General features: G+C 43.6%; 20 protein-coding genes and 1 pseudogene. 6 read left to right on the top strand and 15 right to left on the bottom strand.

Annotated features, from left to right (window positions below; translation table 11 throughout):
* Positions 1 to 34 precede the first annotated feature (34 nt).
* The 4 genes from pntB to MTR11_RS13480 form a co-directional block, all read right to left on the bottom strand.
* A complete protein-coding gene (gene pntB / locus MTR11_RS13495) occupies positions 35 to 1411 on the bottom strand; it encodes a Re/Si-specific NAD(P)(+) transhydrogenase subunit beta (protein ID WP_005394484.1) in 1377 nt (458 codons plus the stop codon).
* A gap of 8 nt (positions 1412 to 1419) precedes the next feature.
* The gene (locus MTR11_RS13490; protein ID WP_243327844.1) at positions 1420 to 2976 is read right to left on the bottom strand and encodes a Re/Si-specific NAD(P)(+) transhydrogenase subunit alpha; all 1557 of its coding nucleotides are present in this window, start codon (positions 2974 to 2976) and stop codon (positions 1420 to 1422) included.
* 436 nt (positions 2977 to 3412) lie between these two features.
* Positions 3413 to 3694, bottom strand: a complete 282-nt coding sequence (locus MTR11_RS13485) for an HlyU family transcriptional regulator (RefSeq protein WP_005394488.1) — start codon at positions 3692 to 3694, stop codon at positions 3413 to 3415.
* Between the two features lie 41 nt (positions 3695 to 3735).
* A complete protein-coding gene (locus MTR11_RS13480; protein ID WP_085343796.1) occupies positions 3736 to 4104 on the bottom strand; it encodes a late competence development ComFB family protein in 369 nt (122 codons plus the stop codon).
* A 254-nt stretch (positions 4105 to 4358) separates the two neighbouring features.
* On the opposite strand from MTR11_RS13480, the gene MTR11_RS13475 reads away from it, so the two are divergent.
* Complete coding sequence (locus tag MTR11_RS13475; RefSeq protein ID WP_134645673.1) at positions 4359 to 5597, top strand: GGDEF domain-containing protein; 1239 nt, start codon at positions 4359 to 4361, stop codon at positions 5595 to 5597.
* Between the two features lie 24 nt (positions 5598 to 5621).
* On the opposite strand, the gene MTR11_RS13470 is transcribed toward MTR11_RS13475, so the two are convergent.
* Together MTR11_RS13470 and MTR11_RS13465 are read right to left on the bottom strand one after the other, a co-directional pair.
* Positions 5622 to 6614 carry a Solitary outer membrane autotransporter beta-barrel domain gene (locus MTR11_RS13470; RefSeq protein WP_243327843.1) on the bottom strand — a complete coding sequence of 331 codons (993 nt, stop codon included), beginning with the start codon at positions 6612 to 6614 and terminating at the stop codon, positions 5622 to 5624.
* Positions 6611 to 7570 (bottom strand): diguanylate cyclase, encoded by a 960-nt coding sequence (locus tag MTR11_RS13465; RefSeq protein ID WP_243328117.1) that lies wholly within the window; start codon positions 7568 to 7570, stop codon positions 6611 to 6613. Before MTR11_RS13465 ends, MTR11_RS13470 begins: the two co-directional genes overlap by 4 nt.
* 273 nt (positions 7571 to 7843) lie before the next feature.
* Between MTR11_RS13465 and MTR11_RS13460 the strand changes: the two genes are divergently transcribed.
* Positions 7844 to 8281: a DUF3069 domain-containing protein gene (locus MTR11_RS13460; RefSeq protein WP_005394495.1), complete on the top strand. Its 438-nt coding sequence runs from the start codon at positions 7844 to 7846 to the stop codon at positions 8279 to 8281.
* Positions 8282 to 8352: 71 nt separating this feature from the next.
* On the opposite strand, the gene modC is transcribed toward MTR11_RS13460, so the two are convergent.
* The 4 genes from modC to MTR11_RS13440 form a co-directional block, all read right to left on the bottom strand.
* Complete coding sequence (gene modC / locus MTR11_RS13455; protein WP_243327842.1) at positions 8353 to 9459, bottom strand: molybdenum ABC transporter ATP-binding protein ModC; 1107 nt, start codon at positions 9457 to 9459, stop codon at positions 8353 to 8355.
* Positions 9459 to 10145 (bottom strand): molybdate ABC transporter permease subunit, encoded by a 687-nt coding sequence (gene modB, locus MTR11_RS13450; protein ID WP_104972611.1) that lies wholly within the window; start codon positions 10143 to 10145, stop codon positions 9459 to 9461. The genes modC and modB overlap by 1 nt, the downstream gene beginning before the upstream one ends.
* Positions 10146 to 10172: 27 nt before the next feature.
* Entirely contained in the window at positions 10173 to 10928 is a 756-nt protein-coding gene (gene modA / locus MTR11_RS13445; protein ID WP_243327841.1) for a molybdate ABC transporter substrate-binding protein, read from the bottom strand.
* Between the two features lie 69 nt (positions 10929 to 10997).
* A complete protein-coding gene (locus MTR11_RS13440; RefSeq protein ID WP_243327840.1) occupies positions 10998 to 12449 on the bottom strand; it encodes a cobyric acid synthase in 1452 nt (483 codons plus the stop codon).
* A 155-nt stretch (positions 12450 to 12604) separates the two neighbouring features.
* Between MTR11_RS13440 and MTR11_RS13435 the strand changes: the two genes are divergently transcribed.
* Both MTR11_RS13435 and MTR11_RS13430 read left to right on the top strand, forming a co-directional pair.
* Positions 12605 to 12979, top strand: coding sequence for a YgiW/YdeI family stress tolerance OB fold protein (locus MTR11_RS13435; RefSeq protein ID WP_243327839.1), 375 nt, complete (start codon positions 12605 to 12607; stop codon positions 12977 to 12979).
* Positions 12980 to 13132: 153 nt separating this feature from the next.
* On the top strand, positions 13133 to 13669 hold the full coding sequence (locus MTR11_RS13430) for a hypothetical protein (RefSeq protein WP_005394515.1): 537 nt from the start codon (positions 13133 to 13135) through the stop codon (positions 13667 to 13669).
* 113 nt (positions 13670 to 13782) lie between these two features.
* Here MTR11_RS13430 and MTR11_RS13425 read toward each other — a convergent pair whose 3' ends face one another.
* The 3 genes and pseudogenes from MTR11_RS13425 to MTR11_RS13415 all read right to left on the bottom strand — a co-directional run bounded on the left by MTR11_RS13425 (position 13783) and on the right by MTR11_RS13415 (position 16679).
* Positions 13783 to 14466, bottom strand: a complete 684-nt coding sequence (locus MTR11_RS13425) for an ATP-dependent zinc protease (RefSeq protein ID WP_054867620.1) — start codon at positions 14464 to 14466, stop codon at positions 13783 to 13785.
* Positions 14467 to 14477: 11 nt separating this feature from the next.
* The gene (locus MTR11_RS13420) at positions 14478 to 15665 is read right to left on the bottom strand and encodes an aromatic amino acid transaminase (RefSeq protein WP_048625063.1); all 1188 of its coding nucleotides are present in this window, start codon (positions 15663 to 15665) and stop codon (positions 14478 to 14480) included.
* A 155-nt stretch (positions 15666 to 15820) separates the two neighbouring features.
* Positions 15821 to 16679 (bottom strand): annotated as a pseudogene (locus MTR11_RS13415) (AraC family transcriptional regulator).
* Positions 16680 to 16799: 120 nt separating this feature from the next.
* Here MTR11_RS13415 and MTR11_RS13410 point away from each other — a divergent pair.
* A complete protein-coding gene (locus MTR11_RS13410) occupies positions 16800 to 18185 on the top strand; it encodes an MATE family efflux transporter (protein ID WP_243327838.1) in 1386 nt (461 codons plus the stop codon).
* Between the two features lie 84 nt (positions 18186 to 18269).
* On the opposite strand, the gene nrdG is transcribed toward MTR11_RS13410, so the two are convergent.
* On the bottom strand, positions 18270 to 18740 hold the full coding sequence (gene nrdG, locus MTR11_RS13405) for an anaerobic ribonucleoside-triphosphate reductase-activating protein (protein ID WP_182036281.1): 471 nt from the start codon (positions 18738 to 18740) through the stop codon (positions 18270 to 18272).
* A gap of 84 nt (positions 18741 to 18824) precedes the next feature.
* On the bottom strand, positions 18825 to 20945 hold the full coding sequence (nrdD, locus tag MTR11_RS13400; protein ID WP_243327837.1) for an anaerobic ribonucleoside-triphosphate reductase: 2121 nt from the start codon (positions 20943 to 20945) through the stop codon (positions 18825 to 18827).
* A 309-nt stretch (positions 20946 to 21254) separates the two neighbouring features.
* Between nrdD and MTR11_RS13395 the strand changes: the two genes are divergently transcribed.
* Entirely contained in the window at positions 21255 to 22121 is an 867-nt protein-coding gene (locus MTR11_RS13395) for an endonuclease/exonuclease/phosphatase family protein (RefSeq protein WP_243327836.1), read from the top strand.
* The last annotated feature ends 47 nt before the right edge of the window (positions 22122 to 22168 follow it).

Genomic DNA, 22168 nt, shown 5'->3' with positions numbered 1-22168 from the left:
TTGCTGACCCTGTATAGTTTTAAATCAAGAATAGTTAGAGTGCTTTAAAAATAGACTCAACACTTTCCTTCGCATCACCAAATAGCATTGATGTATTTTCTTTGAAGAACAGTGGGTTCTGTACACCTGCGTAACCAGTATTCATTGAACGCTTGAATACCACTACATTTTTCGCGTTCCAAACCTCCAGTACAGGCATACCAGCAATCGGACTGTTCGGATCTTCCAGAGCTGCTGGGTTTACCGTATCGTTAGCGCCGATAACCAGTACGGTATCTGTTTCAGCGAAGTCATCATTGATTTCATCCATTTCAAGAACGATATCATACGGTACTTTCGCTTCAGCAAGTAACACGTTCATATGTCCCGGAAGACGACCTGCTACTGGGTGAATACCAAAGCGAACCTCAATACCTTTTGAACGAAGTACGTCAGTAATTTCATGCACTGGATACTGCGCTTGCGCTACAGCCATACCATATCCTGGAGTGATGATTACTGATTTTGAGTTTTTCAGCATTTCAGCGACTTCTTCTGCCGTTGTTTCGCGGTGTTCGCCCTGCTCCTCGTCACCTGAAATTACAATCTCTTGACCAAAGCCACCAGCAATAACACTGATAAACGAACGGTTCATGGCTTTACACATGATGTAAGAAAGAATCGCACCTGAAGAACCAACCAACGCACCTGTTACGATTAATAGATCATTTGCGAGCATGAAACCTGCTGCTGCTGCTGCCCAACCTGAATATGAGTTCAGCATTGAAACGACAACTGGCATATCAGCACCACCAATTGAAGCAACTAAGTGGTAACCGAACGCGAACGCAATCAGTGTCATCACAATCAGAGCGAACATGCTGCCATCTGCTTTTACGAAGTAGATCATAAGAAGCGTAGAAATCACAACCGCTGCAAGGTTCATTTTGTGCTTGTGAGGAAGGTTAAGCGGCGAAGAAGAAATCACACCACGTAACTTACCAAATGCAACAATTGAACCCGTGAAGGTTACGGCACCAATGAAAACACCCAAGAATACTTCTACAAGGTGGATAACATGTTCAGCATGAGTTGCTGCTTCTGGCGCATCAAGGTAACTGTTGTAGCCAACTAAAACCGCAGCTAAACCTACAAAGCTGTGCAGTATCGCAACTAGTTCTGGCATCTCGGTCATTTCTACTTTCTTCGCATAGAAAATACCGATCGCCCCACCTATCGCCATCGCAATAATGATCCACCCAAAGCCTTGAGCATCAGGGCTGAAGATCGTCGCGATCAGCGCGATCGTCATACCTGCGATACCATAGTAGTTACCATTACGAGCGGACTCTTGCTTTGAAAGCCCCGCCAAACTCATGATGAAAAATAATGCAGCAACAATGTAAGCTGCTTGTACTAATCCTGCAGACATTGTAACTCCTATTTATCTTTGCGGAACATTTCAAGCATACGCTTGGTGACGGTGAAACCACCGAAGATATTGATGCTGGCGATCAATACAGCAATAAAGGATAGGAATGAAACGACCCCATTACCTTGCCCAATTTGCAGTAATGCACCAACCACAATAATGCCGGAGATAGCATTCGTTACCGACATAAGCGGAGTATGAAGTGCATGGGTAACATTCCAAACCACGTAGTAGCCGACAACACAAGCTAAAACAAATACAGTAAAGTGAGAAAGGAACGCTGCCGGCGCAACCGATGCAATCCAAGCAAAAGCACCTACTGCCGCGGCTACACCAATAATCTTCTTCGTTGGAGAGGTAGGTTCTTCTACTTTATGATCTGGTTTCGCAGGTTGCTCTTGTTTCACTTGCGGCTGCGCTGAAACCTGGATTGGTGGCGCAGGCCATGTAATTTCACCTTCTTTAACCACGGTGACACCACGGATAACAACATCTTCGAAATCAATATTGATGTTACCGTCTTTTTCTTTACACAGCAGTTTTAGAAGGTTAACAAGGTTTGTCGCGTAAAGTTGAGAAGATTGCGTTGGCAAACGGCCGACCATGTCAGTATACCCAACAATTTTTACGCCATTATCTGTCATGATAACTTGGTCTTTCACTGTGTATTCACAGTTACCGCCATTAGCAGCTGCCAAGTCAACAATGACACTGCCCGCTTTCATGCTGTCGACCATTTCCTTGGTGATCAGCTTCGGAGCAGGTTTGCCAGGGATTAGTGCCGTTGTAATAATGATATCAACATCTTTAGCTTGCTCTGCGTATAACTCTGCCGCTTTTTTGTTGAAGTCATCGGACATTTCTTTTGCGTAGCCGTCACCAGAACCAGAGTCTTCTTGGAAATCCACGGTCAGGAACTCTGCTCCCATGGACTCAACTTGTTCTTTCACTTCTGGGCGAACGTCAAATGCACGAACAATAGCCCCTAGGCTACCCGCAGCACCGATTGCAGCCAAACCAGCTACACCCGCACCCGCGACCAATACTTTCGCTGGTGGTACTTTACCGGCAGCCGTGATTTGACCTGTAAAGAAACGACCAAACTCATGAGCTGCTTCAACAACCGCACGATACCCAGCGATGTTAGCCATCGAAGAGAGCGCGTCTAAGGCTTGTGCACGAGAGATACGAGGAACGGAATCCATGGCAAGAACGTTAATGTTCTTACTTGAAAGTTGTTCCATCAACTCTGCGTTTTGAGCAGGCCAAATAAAGCTAACAAGTGTTGCACCATCTTGTAGTAGTGCGATTTCGTCAATGCCTTGTTCTTCATCTACGATTGGCGCATTAACTTTTAGAATAAGACCAGATGCCCAAACTTCTTCACTAGAAACGATTTTCGCACCAGCAGCTTCATAAGCAGCATCATCGAAACTCGCAAGCACCCCCGCTTGGGATTCAATCGCGATATCGAATCCCAACTTTATTAACTGCTCAACCGACTTCGGCGATGCAGCTACTCGCGATTCACCCGCAAGTATCTCTTTAGGTACACCGATTTGCAAAACGCATACTCCTTGTATACATATCAATAAATTAGTCCCAAAACAGAGCGTCGCTCTACTCTAACTCTTTTTTATTTCTATCTGTTTACCACGCAAGACAATTGCAAACGAAAGATGGTGTTTGGGGCCACCCATTTGCACAATAACACCTTGACTAACAGCCCTGTTATTATTCTGTTTGTATCGAACGCGTCTCATTACTTCAAGTGTTTTGTAATTTAAATACTAAATTTCATTACATATAACGCTAAGTAATGAATGATTGTCGCTCTGAGCACGAAAAATAACAACGCCATGCCTTACTAGACTGAGGTCTAACCAGATCATAATTAAATGCTGACTTAACAAACATTTAAGCTCTAAAAAAAGAAAGAGCCATCAGCATATACACTAATGGCTCTTTTTAAGATGATTGGAATCAAGTTGCGGTGAATTGTTAGTCGAAGATTTTATCGCCCATTTGATCGATAAACATTTGAGATTTCTTCAACATAAGTTCATTGGCATCTTGTTCCGAGCCGAGCAAATCTGAACGAATAAATCGATGCGTTTTCACTTCATCGTCGTATTGCTTTTCTATTCGACCAGCAATGCGGTATTGCCCACCCTCTGAAAGGCTCTCTTGGTAAATAAGGAAACCTTTGTACTCAACTGGTTCCACAGTTTTTACTTCAGCAGTCTTTTCACTACCACCAAACAAACGCGAAAAAAATCCCACGGTTCCTCCTTGGGTAAGCTCATCGATAGATTAAGCTTGTATCACTTAATATTGACATTGAGGATTGGTTTTTCATACCAGTCCAATTCTTTGTCTTCATCATAACTGGTATGGGTAAAAATTACAGGTACATCATAATCTCGGTTTTTACGCCGGTCTTCTTTCACCATTTCTGCCGCGTTTTTCACCGCGATATCTGCACTTTGCTTAAATTGGGTGAGCTTTTGTTCCGGAAGCGAAGATAGAAAATCAATATCATGACGAATATAGACAGGTTTAAGCTGAATAAGTGCAAGGCACGCAATATCTGCGAGCTGCTCGTTGTTATACTGCTCTACAAACTGAGGCAAACTGAGCACTTGTCCAACAAGTGTTTCCATGTAGTTATGCACATCTGAACTTATCTGCATTGGCAAATCTCCCTTGTTCTATGAAAACAAGTATAGCAACGACTTGTTTATAACAACTTATTGATTGCTCTTAATTTAATCAATCTCTCTCTTTTTGTCGTAATGTCTCCCAAAATACTTGGGAAAATGAGCAAATAGACGTATTCTTGCTAGTTCTCGAAGCATGAAAATCGATAGCAGATTAATATCTATATTGATGAAACGCTTAACCTAACCAATTATATAATCAACTATTTTCAGGCAATTTGTAATAGATGTCCTCATCATCAATGACTTCATCAGGCTTTCGATTCCTTTTCCCATTTATGTTGCTGGGATTAGTGAGTTCGAGCATGAACAACATCATTCAGATGACTCAGTCAAACTGGGGTATTGCCGCAAATTTGCCGTACATACTGTTAGGCTGTGCACTGCTCCTTTGCTATTCATTTAAGCAAGGTCGGGAGTCAATGGTGTGCTTAGCGACGTTACTGGCCTATTTCGTGATACAGCACAGGCTACAAGTTCCACTTCAAAGTGGTACAGCCTTACTTGAGCTGACCATTTTAGCCACGCTACTTCCTGTTTCTTTTCTTGCGGTATTTTTGTTTAGTAAAGACGGTTTCGACTCAAGAGCCATGTTTACTTACCTCTTGATGTTAACGATGTTCGTTCTTTGGTCTTACCTTACGTTAGCGTATTACGTTGAAGGTGGGTTTGAACAATGGACAAGCGGCATTTTATTTATCGTACCTACGGTTTCTAAACTGCCTTTTATTCTAGTTTTATATTGTGTGGGTATTGTCTGCTTCCTCGGTATTCTTGTTTTAAAGAAGAATGAAATCATCCATGCGATGACCTACTCTGCAATGGTGCTGGCGTCCGCGACGTTCATTTTCTTTGATGTGCAATACATATCTAGCACCATGTTTACGCTAACGGGGTTGCTTATCATTATTTATGCTGCCTCTGCCAGCCATCAATTGGCTTTCACAGATAGCTTAACGCGGATCCCGAGTAGACGCGCACTCGACCTTGACTTAAAACACATGGGCAAAAAGTTCACGATCGCAATGCTTGATGTTGACCACTTTAAAAAGTTTAACGATACCTACGGTCACGATACGGGTGATGACGTATTAAAAATGGTCGCTTCGCGTCTAACTAAAACTCCCGGTGGCGCAAAAGTATATCGATTTGGCGGAGAAGAATTTACCATCGTCTTTAAAGGCAAGTACGCAGATGAGTGTAAAGAGTTTTTAGAAGAAGCACGTAAATCCATCGCAGAGTATGAGATGATTTTACGTGATGAAGAATCCCGCCCAGATAACCATAAACAAGGCCAAAAAAAGCGTGGTAACGACAGTTCGAGGAGAAAGTCGGTCTATGTTACCGCAAGTTTCGGAGCGGCCGACAGCAGAAATGGGCAAGCACCTCAGGACGTGATTAAGTTAGCGGACGAAGCGCTTTACAAAGCGAAAAAAGCTGGACGCAATTGCGTGAGGCTTCATTAATACCCCAGAGCGAAAGTTAGCTGACTAATCTTGATTAAAGAACAAGACTAAGCTTCCTCCTTTTAACGCACTGCCATAATTGATCGTTAATCCGATCCCGATATTATCTATCCAATCGGAGTCAAATGGTGGTGTCATTAACCATCCAACACTGGCTTCGTAGTAGTGCACAGTATTCATGGGTTTTCTTGTATCACCACCAATATCAACTCGATTGAAGCTCGAATACACTGACTGCACAGTATCTCCAATGTGGGTAAAATCATAAAACACCTTTATTCCATTGACCCAATACCAGCCTTCCGGATTGCCAATATCACCATTATTTGCTTTACCCCAGCCAGTGCCATAAAAATAGTGAGGAGCCGACCAGAGGTACCATTTCCCCCACGATTCATGCTCTAGGTATTTAAGCTTTGTGTTGACTTCTCCGACAACGGCCCAAGCACTGGTGTTTAGGTATACACCTTCTAGAAATGGTTTTAGGTCATTCAGTGCATTACTACGATAACTATAATCGTTTTGATAGTACATTAAGTGTGAGCCGATTGAGCCGCTAAGCGTTAGTTTGTCTGTGAGGTATTTTTCTCCAGCAAACTCAATATATCCGCCCATGACTAACTCTTTACTTTTATCTGGAATCTGTCCTTGTTGGTCTACATACACATCTTGCTCTGTACTTAAGGCATAAACTCGGCCATTTAATAGATAATGAGTTTGTATTCCCTCTTGTTCAAACAAATCAAAACTAAATGGTAGCGTTGATACAGCGATCTTCTTTCTGAGATCAACCGAATCTTGAGTACCAATGTCTTCGTTATCTATGTTGAAGTATTCGTTCGGATCGAAATCATGAAATCCTACCGTAAAGACATCGCTATCTGACAGAACGATCCCAATAGCAAAGTTCCTTTCATACTCTTTTTGTATCTGATCTTGAATCGAATTAGCCTTAGAACATAATGAAAAAAGTGACAGTGTAGCTAAGGCGTAACTATTGATAACAGCTTGTTTCAAATTGTATTTACCACCGTATGTGTATTTCTTCCTAAAGACTTTGAGGTATACAGCGCTCTATCCACCGTCGCATACAAATCAGACTGCTGCTCTTTTCCCGTCGGTTGAAAAACAAAAACACCTTGTGACACTGTCACCCTGTTGGACGCACTAGAATACTCATGTGGGTAATCCAGAAAGTACATGGCCTCTTGTATACGTTCTGCTTCTCTCTCTGCGGTTTGGGCATCTGTGCAACCCAGTAACACCACAAACTCTTCTCCGCCATAGCGCCCTACGTATTCGCCAGAGCGACAAAATGTTGCTTTAAGTTGGTTCGCAATGGCTTGCAAGCAACGATCTCCTTCTATATGACCGTAATTATCATTAAAAGGTTTGAAAAAATCGACGTCCAATAAAATCAAAGCCATTGGCATGTTGTGACGGCCATGCCATGCAACCATCGATTCTAACTTATGATCGATATAACGACGGTTATAGAGTTTGGTTAAGCCATCTTCATTCGCTTGCTGGGTCAAAAGTTGGTTCACTTTCTCCAATTGAGCTGTCGCTTGTTTAAGCTCTCGTCTCATATGGGCAATACGCTGCATTGCGATAAGCTTAGAGTTCAGTACGAGTTTATCTACGGGTTTAATTAAATAATCATCACCGCCGGCCTCTATGGCTTTTGCAATCATTTCTGGCTCTTCGTGACTGCTCAGGAAAATTATTGGGATCCAGTCGGGAAAGGTTTCTCTGATATGAAGAGAGACTTCAAAACCGTTCATATCTGGCATCGATATATCGAGTAATACCAGTTCAGGATCAAAACTCTCGTAGGTGTTTAGTGCTTCTAGCCCACTCCCCACCGCTTTTACAATATGTCCAAGTTGCTTAAGACGAATAGCCAACTGCATCCTGTCTAGCTGAACATCGTCAACCAGGAGGATTCGCATTGATGTCCCTGTCGGTTGCATAACGCGTTCCATTTCTTATTTTGTCTTTATTAAACATATACCATACTCATAGAGTTGTTGCATTCGACTCATAATTAAGTGCTATATTTTTGTTTAAATATCACGGAATCAATTGTCTATAACGATTACACTGAGAATTGCCCTACCAAAACATGACCAACGAACGTTAGTTCAATAAACTCACGTGTTCTGGTCATCTTACGGACACATGGGTATAGCTATTTGATGCATTTGGTATTAATATTCCCGCCTTTTTGTAATGAGAGACACACCATGTCAGAAGCAACTAACAGCGAAAGCAAAAAAATCGATCTAGCAACCATTTCTCCTGAACTACGTAAAGTTATTGAGTTTGACGAAGTTCCAGAGCAAATGTTCGAAATGGTTACCTCTATCCATGAAGTGTCTGAAGAAGCAGTGCGTGAGTCTTGGGACGAAATGCCTGCAAGTGCTCAGAACATTCTAGATAACTTCGAGCAATTTCATGCTCTAGTTTCTGTTGGCCAAGCATTTGCTGGTATCAACGTGATGGAAGAATTCCCTACTCTTAATCTGCCAGAAAACATGACAGATGAAGATAAAGAAGAATACCGCGCTCAATTACTTGATAATGTGCTTCACAACTGCGTGAAAGACATGGTTAAGCAACTTAAGAAAGCACGTCGCGACCCACTTCTTAAACGCGAATTCAAAGAAGTGTTCGCAAAATAACGTTTTTCCGACAAAATAAAGGCCGCGTTTGCGGCCTTTTTTGATCATTAAGCGTGCGTAGCTTTAAATGATTAATGCGGCGCTAATGCCACGTCTTTCTGCGTGACACTGACACCTTTAATTTGTGCGAATACACTATCACCTGCCTTTAAGTCGAGATCATCAAGCGCCCAAGGTGTTATCGTTGCCCACAAATAACATCCCTCATCTAGCTTTAGCGATACATTAATACTCTGTTTATCATCAGCCGCGTTAAACACCTCGATTGAATCGACCGTCGCAGGCAGGATATTTCGAATAGAAGTCGCCTTAGGTTGCTCTAGCGTAATAGAAACGTCGTTGGCACGCACTTGTAAGCGAATTGGCGTCTCTGGCTCACCATCAATCTTTTGCACCCATAGTGATGCATTAGGTGCAAGGCTGACACAAGTCAGCGCATAGCGCTCATGATGCTCAGCAATTCGGCCTTCAAATAAGCTGCTTTGATCCGAGAAAGACTGCCATGGACGCATCGCATGAGAAGCCCACACGTCTTCAAGCTTACCTGAACTCGTAATTCTACCTTGATCGATAATAGCGAGGTGTTGAGCGAGCCTTAAGATCTCCTGCAGGCTATGCGTGACATAGATAATCGGAATATTAACCTTATCCGACAATTCCTCCAGAAATGGCATCACCTCACGTTTTCTCGGCATATCAAGCGACGCAAGTGGTTCATCCATCAAAAGCAAGTTGGGTTTTGATAGTAATGCGCGCGCAATCGCAACACGTTGCTTTTCACCACCAGACAGTGAGATCGGGAAGCGCTTTAGTAACGGTTTGATAGACAAGAGTTCGATGACTGCATCAAAGTACTCGTCATCTTTTTCTTTAACGCCATACAACAAATTGCCTTGAACCGAATAGTGAGGAAATAAACGTGAATCCTGAAACACGTAACCAATACCGCGCTTGTGTGTTGGTAAGTTGATCCCCTTTTCACTATCAAACAAAACGTGATCACCAATCGCAACATGTCCCTGTTTTGGTGCAACTAATCCGCTGATGATATTAATTAACGTGGTTTTTCCCGCACCAGATCGCCCAAACAAAGCGCTAATTCCGTTACAAGGTAACTCAAGTTTGATATCGAAATCAGTATCACCAAGCATTTGTTTAAATTGAACTTTAATCGTCATTACTTCGCACCCAATCGACTTGCCGCTTTGCGATTTAGCCATTCAGAGATCATTAATGTAGACAAAGCTAGCACGATAGAAATGATGCATAGGCGAGCCGCCTGCATTTCCGCGCCTGGCGTTTCAATAAAATTGTACATTGCCAGTGGAATCGTTTGGGTCTCTCCCGGAATGTTAGAGACGAAACTGATCGTCGCCCCGAACTCACCAAGACTACGAGCAAAAGACAGCATCGTCCCAGTAATAATTCCGGGAATGGTCAGTGGTAACGTAATGGTGAGAAAAACTTTTAAAGGAGAAGCGCCTAACGTTGAAGCGGCATGTTCCAGTTTAGGGTCAACGTTCTCTAAACTTAACCGCACAGACCGAACCATCAAAGGCAAGGCCACGACAATACAAGCGACTACTGCTCCTTTCCAATTAAAGCTAAAGACTAGCCCTACATGTTCATAGAGCCACTTTCCAAGAAACCCTTGCCGCCCTAGAGAAACCAACAACAAATAGCCGATAACCACTGGCGGCAATACCAGTGGTAAATGAATTAAGCTATCTAGAATCGATTTACCGAAGAACGTTTTTCGAGAAAGTAGCCAAGCAAGAAAAACGCCGAGAGGAATGAGCCAAAGTACTGCGTACGCGCCCACTTTGAGGCTTAACATTAAGGCTTGGTATTCCAGTTCTGTCACGCTTCGTTCCTATGATTGAAAGCCGGTTTATTGCTGAAAGCCATATTGAGCAAAAACGCGTGCGGCTTCGTCCGATTTTAGGTACTGGAAGAACTGCTCGGACTCAGTAGAATCATTCACAACCGCAGCCGGATAAACAATAGCCGCATGCGTATCACTCGCGAATTCACCAACAATTTTGACTTTGTCGGTTAACTGCGCATCGGTTTTGTAGACCACGCCTAAAGGTGCTTCCCCACGTTCAACCAACGCCAACGCTAGGCGCACATTCTTTGCTGGTGCGATTTGAGTTTGAATCTCTTCCCATACACCCAGTGTAGTCAGTGATTCTTTCGCGTACATACCAGCAGGCACTGACGTCGGATTGCCTAACGCAAGGCGATTTCCATGCAATGCCTTTTCCCATGCTGTTGCATCAGAGAAGTTAAATGAGGTTAATTCTGAAGACTGAGGCGCAATCAATACTAAGCTATTGCGCACCAAGCTTGTGACATTGTCACGAGAAATAACGTCTTTATCGACCAAATAATCCATCCATTTAGTATTCGCAGAAATGAATATATCCGCTGGTGCGCCGTTGATAATTTGTCGAGCGATAGAAGAAGAACCACCATAAACGGGAGTGATAGAAACGTCATACTTTTCTTCAAAGTTTTGGGCGATTTCGTCGATCGCATTCGTCATCGAAGACGCCGCATACACTTTGAGGTTCGTAGCTGCGTTAGCTGAAAATGAAATGCTTAATATTGCCGCGAGGCAAGCATGCGTTTTCCATGCTTTCATAGAGAAACTCCAATACAAGGCAAGCGAAAGAACTGGTTATTTGGGTAGAAAGTTCAATCAGTTAATGTGCTATTTAAACAAAAAATCAAGGTTCATATGTTGTTCTATCGCATCTGCAATACGATTAATTCCTTGCTCCTTTAACTCTTCAAAGTCTTGTTGTTTGATTTGAGTGCCGTTTACCCACTCTGACACCAGGCTTAAGACATCTGCCTCATCAAAGAACCCGTGAAGGTAGGTTCCCATGATTTGGCCACACTTGCTGATAGCCCCCTCTGCTTCACCGGTACTCAATGTAAGAGGTTGAACGCCCTGCACTTCACTTTGTCCTACGTGGATTTCATACCCCTTTACATTGGCTGTTTTGCCATTAAGAGAAAGCTGTGCTTGTGTATTTGTAAGCTGTTTGCTGTTAGTTAGCGTCGTGGTGATGTCTAGTAAGCCAAGCCCTTCGCTTTGACCCGGCTGGCCTTCGACGCCATTTGGATCATCAATCAAGCTTCCAAGCATCTGGTAGCCACCGCAGATACCAATCACTTTTCCACCAAGACGAATATGACGTAAGATATCTTTATCCCACCCTTGGCTTCTTAGATACTCTAAGTCGTCTCTAACTGATTTGGTCCCAGGTAAAATAACAAGGTCGGCTTTATCTATTTTCTCGCCTTTGCTTACATAACGTAGATTGATGTCGGGATTCAATCGCAACACATCAAAATCAGTATGATTACTAATCCGGGTTAAAACAGGCACAACGACATTCAGTTTTACCTCAGAGTGCAACTCTTGCTGCGCGGTGATCGCGTCTTCTGCTTCTAAATTCAAACCATGAAGAAAAGGAAGCACGCCGAGTACAGGTTTGCCTGTTTTTTCTTCTAGCCAGTCGAGGCCCGATTGCAATAAACGAATATCACCTCGAAAACGGTTGATAACAAATCCTTTTACTCGCGCTTGTTCAGATTCAGAAAGTAACGCGAGTGTTCCGTACAAATGTGCAAACACACCACCACGATCAATATCAGCAACAATGATCACCGGAACATCAGCGGCCTCCGCAAAACCCATGTTCGCAATATCGCCTTCTCTTAAATTGATTTCAGCAGGACTCCCTGCACCCTCGATCATGATCGAATCAAATTCTTGAGTAAGACGAGAGAAGGAATCTAACACCGTGTCCATCGCAACTTTCTTGTAATCATGAAAACCAGCCGCATCCATATTGGAAATTGCCTTGCCCTGCAAAATGATCTGAGCACCTGTATCACTATTGGGTTTAATCAAAACCGGATTCATATGCACGGTTGGCTCAATATTACACGCCTGTGCCTGAACTGCCTGAGCTCGACCTATTTCACCGCCATCTTTGGTTACCGCACTATTTAGTGCCATGTTTTGTGGCTTAAATGGGGCAACGTTTATCCCTTTTCTCGCTAATACACGGCATAAACCTGCCACAAGGACACTTTTTCCGGCATCCGAAGTGGTGCCTTGAACCATTAAAGATGGGATCGCTGATTTCATGAACATTTGTAAGGAATAGAGGAAGATGAACAATCATAACGTCATCGTCCCCACTTACTCAAGCAAATGAATAGAATATGAATGTTGAAATCATCATTGGTTCAAACAAGCTCTGTTTTAATGAATCCATCAAAGCAAACCGATGAGGATGTAACATGAAAGAGAATACAATTATCGCAACAATCGCCGCCTTAGTTATTGCTCCTTCTATCGCATTCGCGAAAGATCACGCTCAAAACCAATCAAACTTGCAGTTTAATGGTCCTGTCACTGTGGAAAAATTGGACGCCTTGCTAAACGACTCCAATATGTTTACTGAAAAAGATGTAGTCGTTGAAGGTAACTTATTACGTCAAGTTCGCGCGGATAAGTTTGTCTTTAGCGATGGTTCCGGTGAAGTCATGGTCGAACTGGATGACGATATCCGACTAAACTCTCCGATTGATCACACGACTAAAGTCCGTCTGTTTGGTGAATTTGAAGGCGGAAATAAGCCAGAAATTGAAGTCGAGCAACTGGTGATCATGTAAAACAACCCCGCTTGCTTTGGATATCAGCATGATGTGGTGAGCATTACAGCTAAATGGTGACGGCAAGCACTTAAAATGATAGCTTTATCAATCTTGGTCTGCTTTTTGCAGACCATTTTTTTGTTCATTTTAATCATCTTGCCCGGAGACACCATGCTAGGTAAAGCTCTAAAGGTTGCAGCCTTTGGTTTGTGCGCTGTTTTGCCACTTTCCGCACATGCAAATAATTTCAACTACAACACGATGGAATTTCGCATGGGCACTAGCCCTGGTACATTTGGTGGCGAGTTCAATACCTACTTTACGGAAAACACCCACTTCATTGCTCGCGCAGACAGTGAATTCAGCGGAGACTGGGACATTGCTGGTGGTATTGGCTTTAACGGCCCAGCAGGCCAATTTGCAGATATTTATGGCCAAATGTTAGTACACAACATTAAAGAAAACGGCAGTGATAAAGTGGGTGACGAGTGGCGCACTGAGGTGAATATTGGTACTCGTATTTGGTTCATGCAAAATGTTGAGCTACATGCCCGTATCGGTCAAATAATGGATAACGACGATTCCAATACCGTTTATAATTTTGGCGCAAGATTCCACTCTACTCAGCAACTATCACTTGGCGCGGATTTCAAAAATAATGGTGTCTATGGCCAACAAATTGTGATGTCTGCTCGTTTTGCATTTTAATTAAGTAACTAAGCAGTTGCATTAATAAGTGTGTGATTCAATAAAAATGGCCTCCGGTTTCGGAGGCCATTTTTGTTAAGTACCGATTGTTAACAGGAACTAGTAACAAGGCTTTAATTTTTTCCGGATTTTTTAGGTTTATCTTGGACATACTTTTTCGATACATCCACAACGGCGATATCTCTAAAAAAGCTTCGACCAAGTAAAATTGGAAACTTCATATGCCCACGCTCAGCTAACGTAAACTCTGTCTTTTCTTTGTGGTCACCGACGGTAATATACGCTTTTACTACCGCTCGTTTATCCACCTCTTCTGACGATGACTGCTTGATTTTAGCCCAGCGCTCTACAGGTACTTTAAACTCTTTAGTTTCTTTATCGCCCAAGTCGATCTTAAACTGAACCCAATCTTTACCATCACGCTCAAACGGAACAATGTCTGTCGCGCTAATTGATGATGTTGTCGCCCCTGTATCAACCCTAGCTTTGAAGGTTTGATCAATTTCAGGAACGTAAACCCACTCTTCAGAACCAAGAATCAACATGCCGTCTGGTGTCTTTGTCACTTTGGCTGGTTTTGTCGGTTTTGGCTCGGGCTTTTTCTCAGGTTTTACTTCAGGCTTAGGCTCAACCTCAGGCGTTGGATCAACCTCTGGTTTCACTTCTGGCTCTACTTTGACAGGTTCTTCGACCTTCGGCGACTCAGGCTCAACAGGTTCCTGCGTCGTTTGAGTTGACGTACAAGCAATTAAACTGCCGCTCATCATAAGCGGCAGAATCAGTTTCCAGTTTTTCATCCACACTCCAATTAAGCTTGAGATACTTTCTTAATTGCGTCCGCTACGTATGGAATATGAGTTTCGGTAAGTCCAGCGATGTTAATTCGACCATCGCCAACACCATAAATGCCATAATCTTCACGCAGTTGCGCCATTTGGTTTTCACTAAAGCCTAGCACAGTAAACATGCCTTTGTGACCCTCAATGAAGTCAAATTGATCGGTATTATGGTTGTTTCTCAATTCGTTACACAAACTTTGACGAAGACTAACCAAACGATGTTGCATTTCACTCAACTCTTGCTTCCAAACGGAAGTCAGGTTGTCATCTTGAAGAATCGTCTTAACCAAAGCCGCTCCATGATCGGGTGGCATCGTGTAAGTAGAACGCGCTAACGTAAGTAACTTGCCTTTTGCGTTGGCCACGTCTTGCATGTTCTTACCAACGACAATCGCCGCACCTGTGCGCTCGCGATATAGGCCAAAGTTCTTCGAACATGATGTCGTAATTAACATCTCTTCAACGTTATCTGCCATGAAGCGAAGCCCTTTTGCGTCTTCCTCTAAGCCATCACCAAAGCCTTGGTAGGCAATATCAACAAATGGGGTGAAACCGTTCTTCTGTGACAATTCCGTAATGGCTTGCCAAGCAGAAAAATCGATATCTGCGCCTGTTGGGTTGTGACAACAACCATGCAGCAATACAACATCGGAAGGTCCTGCTTTCGCAAGGTCATCCATCATTTTTGCAGTGTCTACTTGTTTCGTTTCTGGAGAAAAGTAATGGTAGAACTTAACTTTAAGACCTGCCGCTTCCATCACTGGTTTATGGTTTACGTAGCTAGGGTTTGAAATCCAAACCGTCGTATCTGGCTGTGCGACCTTCATCAGGTCACCTAACATACGCAGCGCACCACTTGCACCTGGCGTTTGAATGGCTGCAACACGATCCATTGCTGACGTTCCCGTCAGTAGCAAATCGATCATGCTTTTATTAAATTCTTCGCAACCCGCAAGACCAACGTACGATTTGGTTTTTTGAGTTTCAACAACGACATCCTGCGCCATTTGAATGGCTTTCATGATCGGCGTTTCGCCTGCGCTGTTCTTATAGACGCCAATACCAAGGTCAACCTTGTTTGGACGGTCATCGTTACGGTATGCAACGGATAGAGATAAAATAGGATCTAATACGGGAGTTGGGAGATTAGAAAACATGAAAGTCATAACCCTTTGAAATTCAAGTACCGAACCTCACGTTAACACCATCGCAAAAAATGGCGAAATGATTTTTCACTTATTTCATCAATTAGAGAACAAAATTCTGGGTTACGATAAGTTTTGTGCGCTCTATCGGTTATAAAAAGAACGATTCACTCCTCAATATACCAATCCACTCTTCCGTTTTTCCTAAATTCTCTTGGCGTCATGCTCGACCACGCTTTAAAACGTGTACTAAAGTTGGCACTAGTTGGATATCCGACTATCTCTCCAATATGTTGAATCGGCCATTCTGTTGAACGAAGTAACCTAGCAGCGTATTCCATGCGCATACGTGTTAAATGTGCCATCGGGCTTCGACCAAACTGCTTTTGAGTCAGACGGTGCAAATGTGGCTCCGAACATGGATATAAAGCTGCCACTTGCTCGACACTCCAATCCTTATGGAGCTGACGCTGGACAAGATCGAATACGCGCCGAAGCCTCAATTGGCTGCGTGATATCGACTCTGAGGGCGGCATGTTTAACATCAGCTCTAACTGAGCCACGCTATGTGCACCAACCGCACCACCATAATCAATAGGAAGATTAATACTGCGTAACAACGTTTGGATACACGCATACATCACCTCAGGTGCAGATGTGAGCTGGTAACTAATATTACTCTCTATCATTGGCCATGCTCTATCAGGAGTAAGAAAAAGCCATGCGATCTGCCAGGGTTCCTCTTCCATACCAAAACCGTTTTCAACACCTGCAGGCACCGTGATCAACGAGCCAGGCTCCAAATCATATCGACACGCCCCACTTTCTAACCAACCTTTACCGCGCACGGTGTAAAGCAGCATGTGTTTTTTTTTGGTTTTTACGATAAACAGAGAAGAAGTCACGACAGGTTGCAATTCCGCACTGCACAATGCCTCTCTCCTCCAATGCCAGTACTCGACTGTGATCAATAAACTCTTGATAGGTTTTTTCTGAAATCGCGTAGCGTTCTTGTTTATCTTCCATGATTTATTGGCTCACATATACACTAGTGGAGAGTTTTACAAAGGTTTTGGATGCCTTTGAAAAATACACCGCCAAATCATAGGGATAAACTACTCGCATTAATCTTTAAGGAGAAATGCGATGCTCTTAACACGCGAATACATAGATAAAGCATTTTGGCAAAAGCTGATTTCGATTGGCCTTCCTGTTTCACTTCAATCCATGCTTTTTGCGTTACTCGGCGTCGTGGATATTTTCATGGTGAGCCAACTCGGCGAATCCGCCACTGCAGCCGTTGGAGTCGGAAATCGCATTTTTTTCTTTAACCTTGCAGTCATTTTCGGTCTTTGCGGTGCAGTAACAGTGCTGGCTTCTCAATATTACGGTTCAGGGAACCTGGCAGGAATCCGCAGAACATTGGCGCAATCTTGGTGTATTTCCATTTTAGTGACGCTGCCGTTTATTATTCTCTACGCGATTTTTGATAAAGAGATCGTCTCTTTCATGTCAGACGATCCTGAATACGTCGCTTATGCGCGTGATTATCTTGTGATTACGGGCTTTAGCCTCATTGCAACCGCGATAGTGGTGCCAATAGAAGCGGTATTGCGCGCCGTAGGCCAAACCAAACTGGCAACCAACGTCAGTGTCTCCGCGATTGTCGTGAACGTCGTGCTTAATTATGTTTTGATTTTCGGTTTATTCGGCTTCCCTCAATGGGGCGTATTTGGTGCAGCCGTTGGCAGCTTTGTTTCTCGATTTTTCCAAACGGCAGTGTTGATTTACTTTTTCTGTAAACGCTACGCATACCTTATTCCGACCAAGTTCGATTGGGCGAAAGGCCGTTTAAAGCAGTATCGTCAAAAATACTTTAAGGTTTCTCTACCCATGTTGGTCCACGATGCGCTCTGGACTGGTGGGCTGATCGTTTACAGCATCATCTATGGTCAATTGGGCGTTTCAGAACTTGCGATCATCTCATTCTTATCCCCGATTGAAGGCGTACTGATTTCAACCTTTATGGGATTTGCGGTCGCTGCATCCGTTCTTCTTGGGAATGATATTGGCGCAAAACATTATGATCGGGTCGAGAAAACGGCGTGGTGGTATGTGTTAACCAGCGCAATCTTAGCCACCTTATTGTTTTTCCTAGTGTGGTTGAGCTCGCCTCTGATTCATCATCTATTGGTACTGAGCCCATTAACCGATGCAGAAATGGCACTCAACGTATGCTTAGTCATGGCGCTGGGTATGATTTTGAGAGTTTTTAACATGGTAGGGATTGGCGGCGTACTAAAGAGCGGCGCAGATATTCGCTACAGTATTTTCATTGATACGTTTGGTCAGTGGGCTATTGGTATTCCCCTTACCTATTACACTGGTATGGTACTCGGGTTGCCTTTGCATTTTGTCTTGATGTCTCTGCTAGCTGAAGAATTTGTGAAAGGCGTACTTACGACTTATCGTATCCAATCTAAACGTTGGATAAATAATATGGTCGAGGATGACCAAGCGGTGACAGCGTAACTGGAAATACACTAACGAACTCACACCAAAAGGGCTCACACGTTATGCACGTGTGAGCCCTTTTTATGTTTGGAGAATACTTGATTAAATATCCGTAAAGCGATGAATGATTTGATTTGAACTGCCACGCCATTCGAGATTGAGATCTTTCTTGTCTTGTTCAAACTTACCATCAATCAAAACATCGATGTGTTGCACCACTTCTCTTTGCGCGTCATCCAGTTCAGCCAGCGTGTAGCCTGTCCAAACCCAGATGTCTTTACCGGGACACTCTTCTCTCACCCTTTTCACGATCTTTAAAATATGAGGCACATTAGCAGGATGAAGCGGATCTCCGCCCGACAACGACAAACCGCGACGTTTAATGCGCGTGTCATTCAAGTCATTGATGATTTTGTCTTCCGCTTCTTGCGTGAACAACACACCCGAATCTAAGCGTTGCGTCGACTGGTTATAACAGCCACGACACTGATGTACACAGCCCGACACAAACAATGTGCAGCGCGTACCCGGTCCGTTAACAACGTCAATTGGATAATATTGGTGGTAGTTCATAATGCGTCTCTTTGTTATCGCGAAAAAGAAAATCAACCTAAAGCAGGTTGATTTTCAAAGTGTTGAATCGAGTGGTAATTAACCTTATAGGTGTTTCACTCGACGTTTAACTTCTTCTTGTTTGCCGAAGTTAAACGGACGTGCATCTGGGCTGCCCAAGTAGCCACATACGCGACGTGTCACCGACACTTTGGTTGAATCGTGGTTGCCACAACTTGGGCAAGTAAAGCCTTTGCTTGTACATTCAAACTCGCCGGTGTAACCACATTCGTAACACTCATCAATCGGAGTGTTGGTTCCGTAGTAAGGAACGCGGGTGTAACTGTAGTCCCACACGTTTTCTAGTGCTTCTACATTACGTTGCATGTTCGGGAACTCACCGTAACAGATGAAGCCACCGCTTGAGATTTCCGGGTAAGGCATCTCGAAGTCGATCTTATCGTAAGGGTTAACTTTCTTCTCAACATCCAAGTGGAAGCTGTTGGTGTAGTAACCTTTGTCTGTTACGCCTTCAATCAAACCAAACTCTTTGGTGTCGATGCGGCAGAAACGACTACATAGGTTTTCACTTGGTGTTGCGTACAAGCTAAAACCATAGCCAGTTTCATCAGCCCATTGGTTCACCGCATCTTTTAGATGTTTGATGATCGCGACCGCTTTTTCACGCAGTACGGCATCATCGTAAACGTGCTCTTCAGTACCAAACAACGCGTTGATAGTTTCATGCACGCCAATGTAGCCTAGAGAAATTGACGCACGGCCGTTTTTGAAGATTTCTGCAATCGAATCGTCTGCTTTCAAGCGCACACCACATGCACCTTCCATATATAGAATTGGTGCAACGCGCGCTTTTACGTTCTCTAGACGAGAAATTCGTGTTTCTAGTGCTTTACGAGCAAGACGTAGACGATCATCAAGCAGTTCATAGAACTTCGCTTCGCTGCCTTTTGCGCGAAGCGCGATACGTGGCAAGTTCAAGCTAACTACACCAAGGTTGTTACGACCTTCATGGATAAGTTCGCCATCCTCTTCGTAGGTGCCTAGGAAGCTACGACAACCCATCGGTGTTTTGAATGAACCCGTTACTTCCACGACTTTGTCGTAGTTAAGAATGTCTGGGTACATACGTTTTGAAGCACACTCAAGTGCAAGCTTCTTAATGTCGTAGTTTGGATCTTCTGCCTTGTGGTTTAGACCGTCTTTAATACCGAACACCAATTTAGGGAATACGGCGGTTTTACGGTTTTTGCCAAGACCAGCGATACGGTTTTTCAAAATCGATTGCTGAATAAGACGAGACGCCCAGCTTGTACCAAGACCAAAACCAAACGTAACGAATGGCGTTTGACCATTTGCCGTGTGTAGTGTGTTTACTTCGTACTCTAGCGATTGGAATGCGTCGTAACACTCTTTCTCAGTGCGAGCTTTAGCGAACTCTTCTGGCTCAGCAATGTTCCACTCTTTCGCGATTTCTAAATGCTTTTCATAGCTCGTGATGACGTAAGGTTCTAACACTTCGTCGATACGGTTGATGGTTGTACCGCCATAAATATGGCTAGCCACTTGAGCAATAATTTGCGCTGTTACTGCGGTCGCAGTTGAAATCGATTTAGGCGTATCGATTTCTGCATTACCCATTTTGAAGCCGTGCGTTAGCATGCCTTTCAAATCGATAAGCATACAGTTAAACATCGGGAAGAATGGTGCGTAATCCAGATCGTGGTAGTGAATGTCACCCACTTCGTGTGCTTGAACCACATCGCGAGGAAGGATGTGCGTTTTCGCGTAGTGCTTCGCCACGATACCCGCTAGAAGGTCACGCTGAGTTGGGATAACTTTGCCGTCTTTGTTCGCGTTTTCGTTGATCAAATCAAGGTTACTTTCTTCAATCAACCCCTCGATTTCACGAGTTAGTGCACTTTGCTTTTCACGCGCGATGTCGCGGTCATGGCGGTATTCAATGTAAGAACGTGCTAGGGCTTTGTAAGGACCTTGCATGAGTTCATTCTCGACTAAGTCTTGAATCTCATGGATGTGAACTTCATCGTGATCTTTTAGCTGTAACTCGACAGCAAGAGCGACATTAAGAGCATAAATGGCGACATCTTTATCCTTGTTTTCCGCTGCCGCTTCAACTGCTGCTTGGATACGATCCCTGTTGAACGGAGCTCTTGAGCCGTCACGCTTGATTACGATTGGTTTCACTTTCTTCTCCTTACCCCAGCATACTCACAGAGTTATCCACAAACACACTATATGGGGTTATTTTTTATTCTGCTAACACAATATATTGTGGCGTATTTAACGAAAAGCACCACTTGAAAACATTGATTTTGATCAATAAAGATCGGCTAGCGGACAAGAACAAATCGATCTTATTGGTACTGATCTCAGTTGCGAAGAAAACCGTGAAAATTGCAAAATTGGAACTAAATCTACTTGCTTTTTTGGGATGTCTTATAGAATAAAGGTTGGAAAGGAATACGCTAAAAACCAGGAGTGAAACAAGCCAATATGCGATCACTATTTGTTACTGCCTTATTAATTTTTAGTTCAACGTCACTTGCTCAAAACTCCATCAACTTAACCAGTTGGAATATAGAATGGCTGTCTATAAATGGAGGTAAGGTTTCGAGAACCAGTGACGATTTCGTCAAACTCAACCAATATGTGGATAAAACTCAAGCCGACATCATCGCCTTTCAGGAGGTCGACTCCAAAGCAGCAGTTCAAAAAGCTGTAGGCGATGGCTACGCGATTTATCTCTCTGATCGAGCTCAATCAAACAATAAGCACCTTCAGTTTTCTGATACCAATCAGTACACTGGTTTTGCTGTGCGTAAAGACATTGAAGTGTCTGACCCAGCAGACTTCTCAATCACGCGTGGTAATAGCAAGTTGCGCTTTGCCAGCTACATCGTCGTTAATCCAAACCAAAAGGACGAGCTTCACCTGCTCTCTGTGCATCTAAAAGCAGGATGCAGCGGAGCGTACAAAAACAGTCGTGATTGCCAGACACTGAGTCAACAAGGAGAAGCACTTGCGAAATGGATGAGCGAGAGAGAAAAGAAAAAAGAGCAGTATGCCGTAATGGGCGATTTCAATCACAACTTGTCGTATCAACGTGATTGGTTGTGGGCGCTCATGACGCTCGGTAACGATGCACAATTGGTAACGCGAGATACTCAAGCCGATTGCAAGGTTCGCTCAAATAAGAACCCAAGCAAAACACACCAATTCCGCTCTTTGATTGATCACATTATTGTTAGCCCGCAAATAAAAGCGAAAAACGCGCATCAAACGCTGTTTAGCTCACAAGATGTTTTGGATTACAAACTGAGTGACCATTGCCCTGTAAACGCAACGGTAACGCTTAACTGAACGAACAAAATAGCCCAGCATGATGCTGGGCTATTTTATGTTGTTTG

Origin of the sequence: Vibrio sp. CCB-PB317, from assembly GCF_022808245.1 — a bacterium.
Lineage (GTDB): Bacteria > Pseudomonadota > Gammaproteobacteria > Enterobacterales > Vibrionaceae > Vibrio > Vibrio diabolicus.
This window is presented reverse-complemented; position numbering and strand designations above follow the sequence as displayed.

Excerpts from the sequence above, each read along its gene's own strand:
- MTR11_RS13475 (WP_134645673.1), top strand. The coding sequence starts at position 4,359 with ATGTCCTCATCATCAATGACTTCATCAGGCTTTCGATTCCTTTTCCCA.
- MTR11_RS13460 (WP_005394495.1), top strand. The coding sequence starts at position 7,844 with ATGTCAGAAGCAACTAACAGCGAAAGCAAAAAAATCGATCTAGCAACC.
- modA (WP_243327841.1), bottom strand. The coding sequence starts at position 10,928 with ATGAAAGCATGGAAAACGCATGCTTGCCTCGCGGCAATATTAAGCATT.
- MTR11_RS13395 (WP_243327836.1), top strand. The coding sequence starts at position 21,255 with ATGCGATCACTATTTGTTACTGCCTTATTAATTTTTAGTTCAACGTCA.
- pntB (WP_005394484.1), bottom strand. The coding sequence starts at position 1,411 with ATGTCTGCAGGATTAGTACAAGCAGCTTACATTGTTGCTGCATTATTT.
- MTR11_RS13430 (WP_005394515.1), top strand. The coding sequence starts at position 13,133 with ATGCTAGGTAAAGCTCTAAAGGTTGCAGCCTTTGGTTTGTGCGCTGTT.
- MTR11_RS13480 (WP_085343796.1), bottom strand. The coding sequence starts at position 4,104 with ATGCAGATAAGTTCAGATGTGCATAACTACATGGAAACACTTGTTGGA.
- MTR11_RS13420 (WP_048625063.1), bottom strand. The coding sequence starts at position 15,665 with ATGTTTTCTAATCTCCCAACTCCCGTATTAGATCCTATTTTATCTCTA.
- modC (WP_243327842.1), bottom strand. The coding sequence starts at position 9,459 with ATGACGATTAAAGTTCAATTTAAACAAATGCTTGGTGATACTGATTTC.
- MTR11_RS13410 (WP_243327838.1), top strand. The coding sequence starts at position 16,800 with ATGCTCTTAACACGCGAATACATAGATAAAGCATTTTGGCAAAAGCTG.
- nrdG (WP_182036281.1), bottom strand. The coding sequence starts at position 18,740 with ATGAACTACCACCAATATTATCCAATTGACGTTGTTAACGGACCGGGT.
- MTR11_RS13435 (WP_243327839.1), top strand. The coding sequence starts at position 12,605 with ATGAAAGAGAATACAATTATCGCAACAATCGCCGCCTTAGTTATTGCT.
- MTR11_RS13440 (WP_243327840.1), bottom strand. The coding sequence starts at position 12,449 with ATGAAATCAGCGATCCCATCTTTAATGGTTCAAGGCACCACTTCGGAT.
- MTR11_RS13425 (WP_054867620.1), bottom strand. The coding sequence starts at position 14,466 with ATGAAAAACTGGAAACTGATTCTGCCGCTTATGATGAGCGGCAGTTTA.
- MTR11_RS13465 (WP_243328117.1), bottom strand. The coding sequence starts at position 7,570 with ATGCAACCGACAGGGACATCAATGCGAATCCTCCTGGTTGACGATGTT.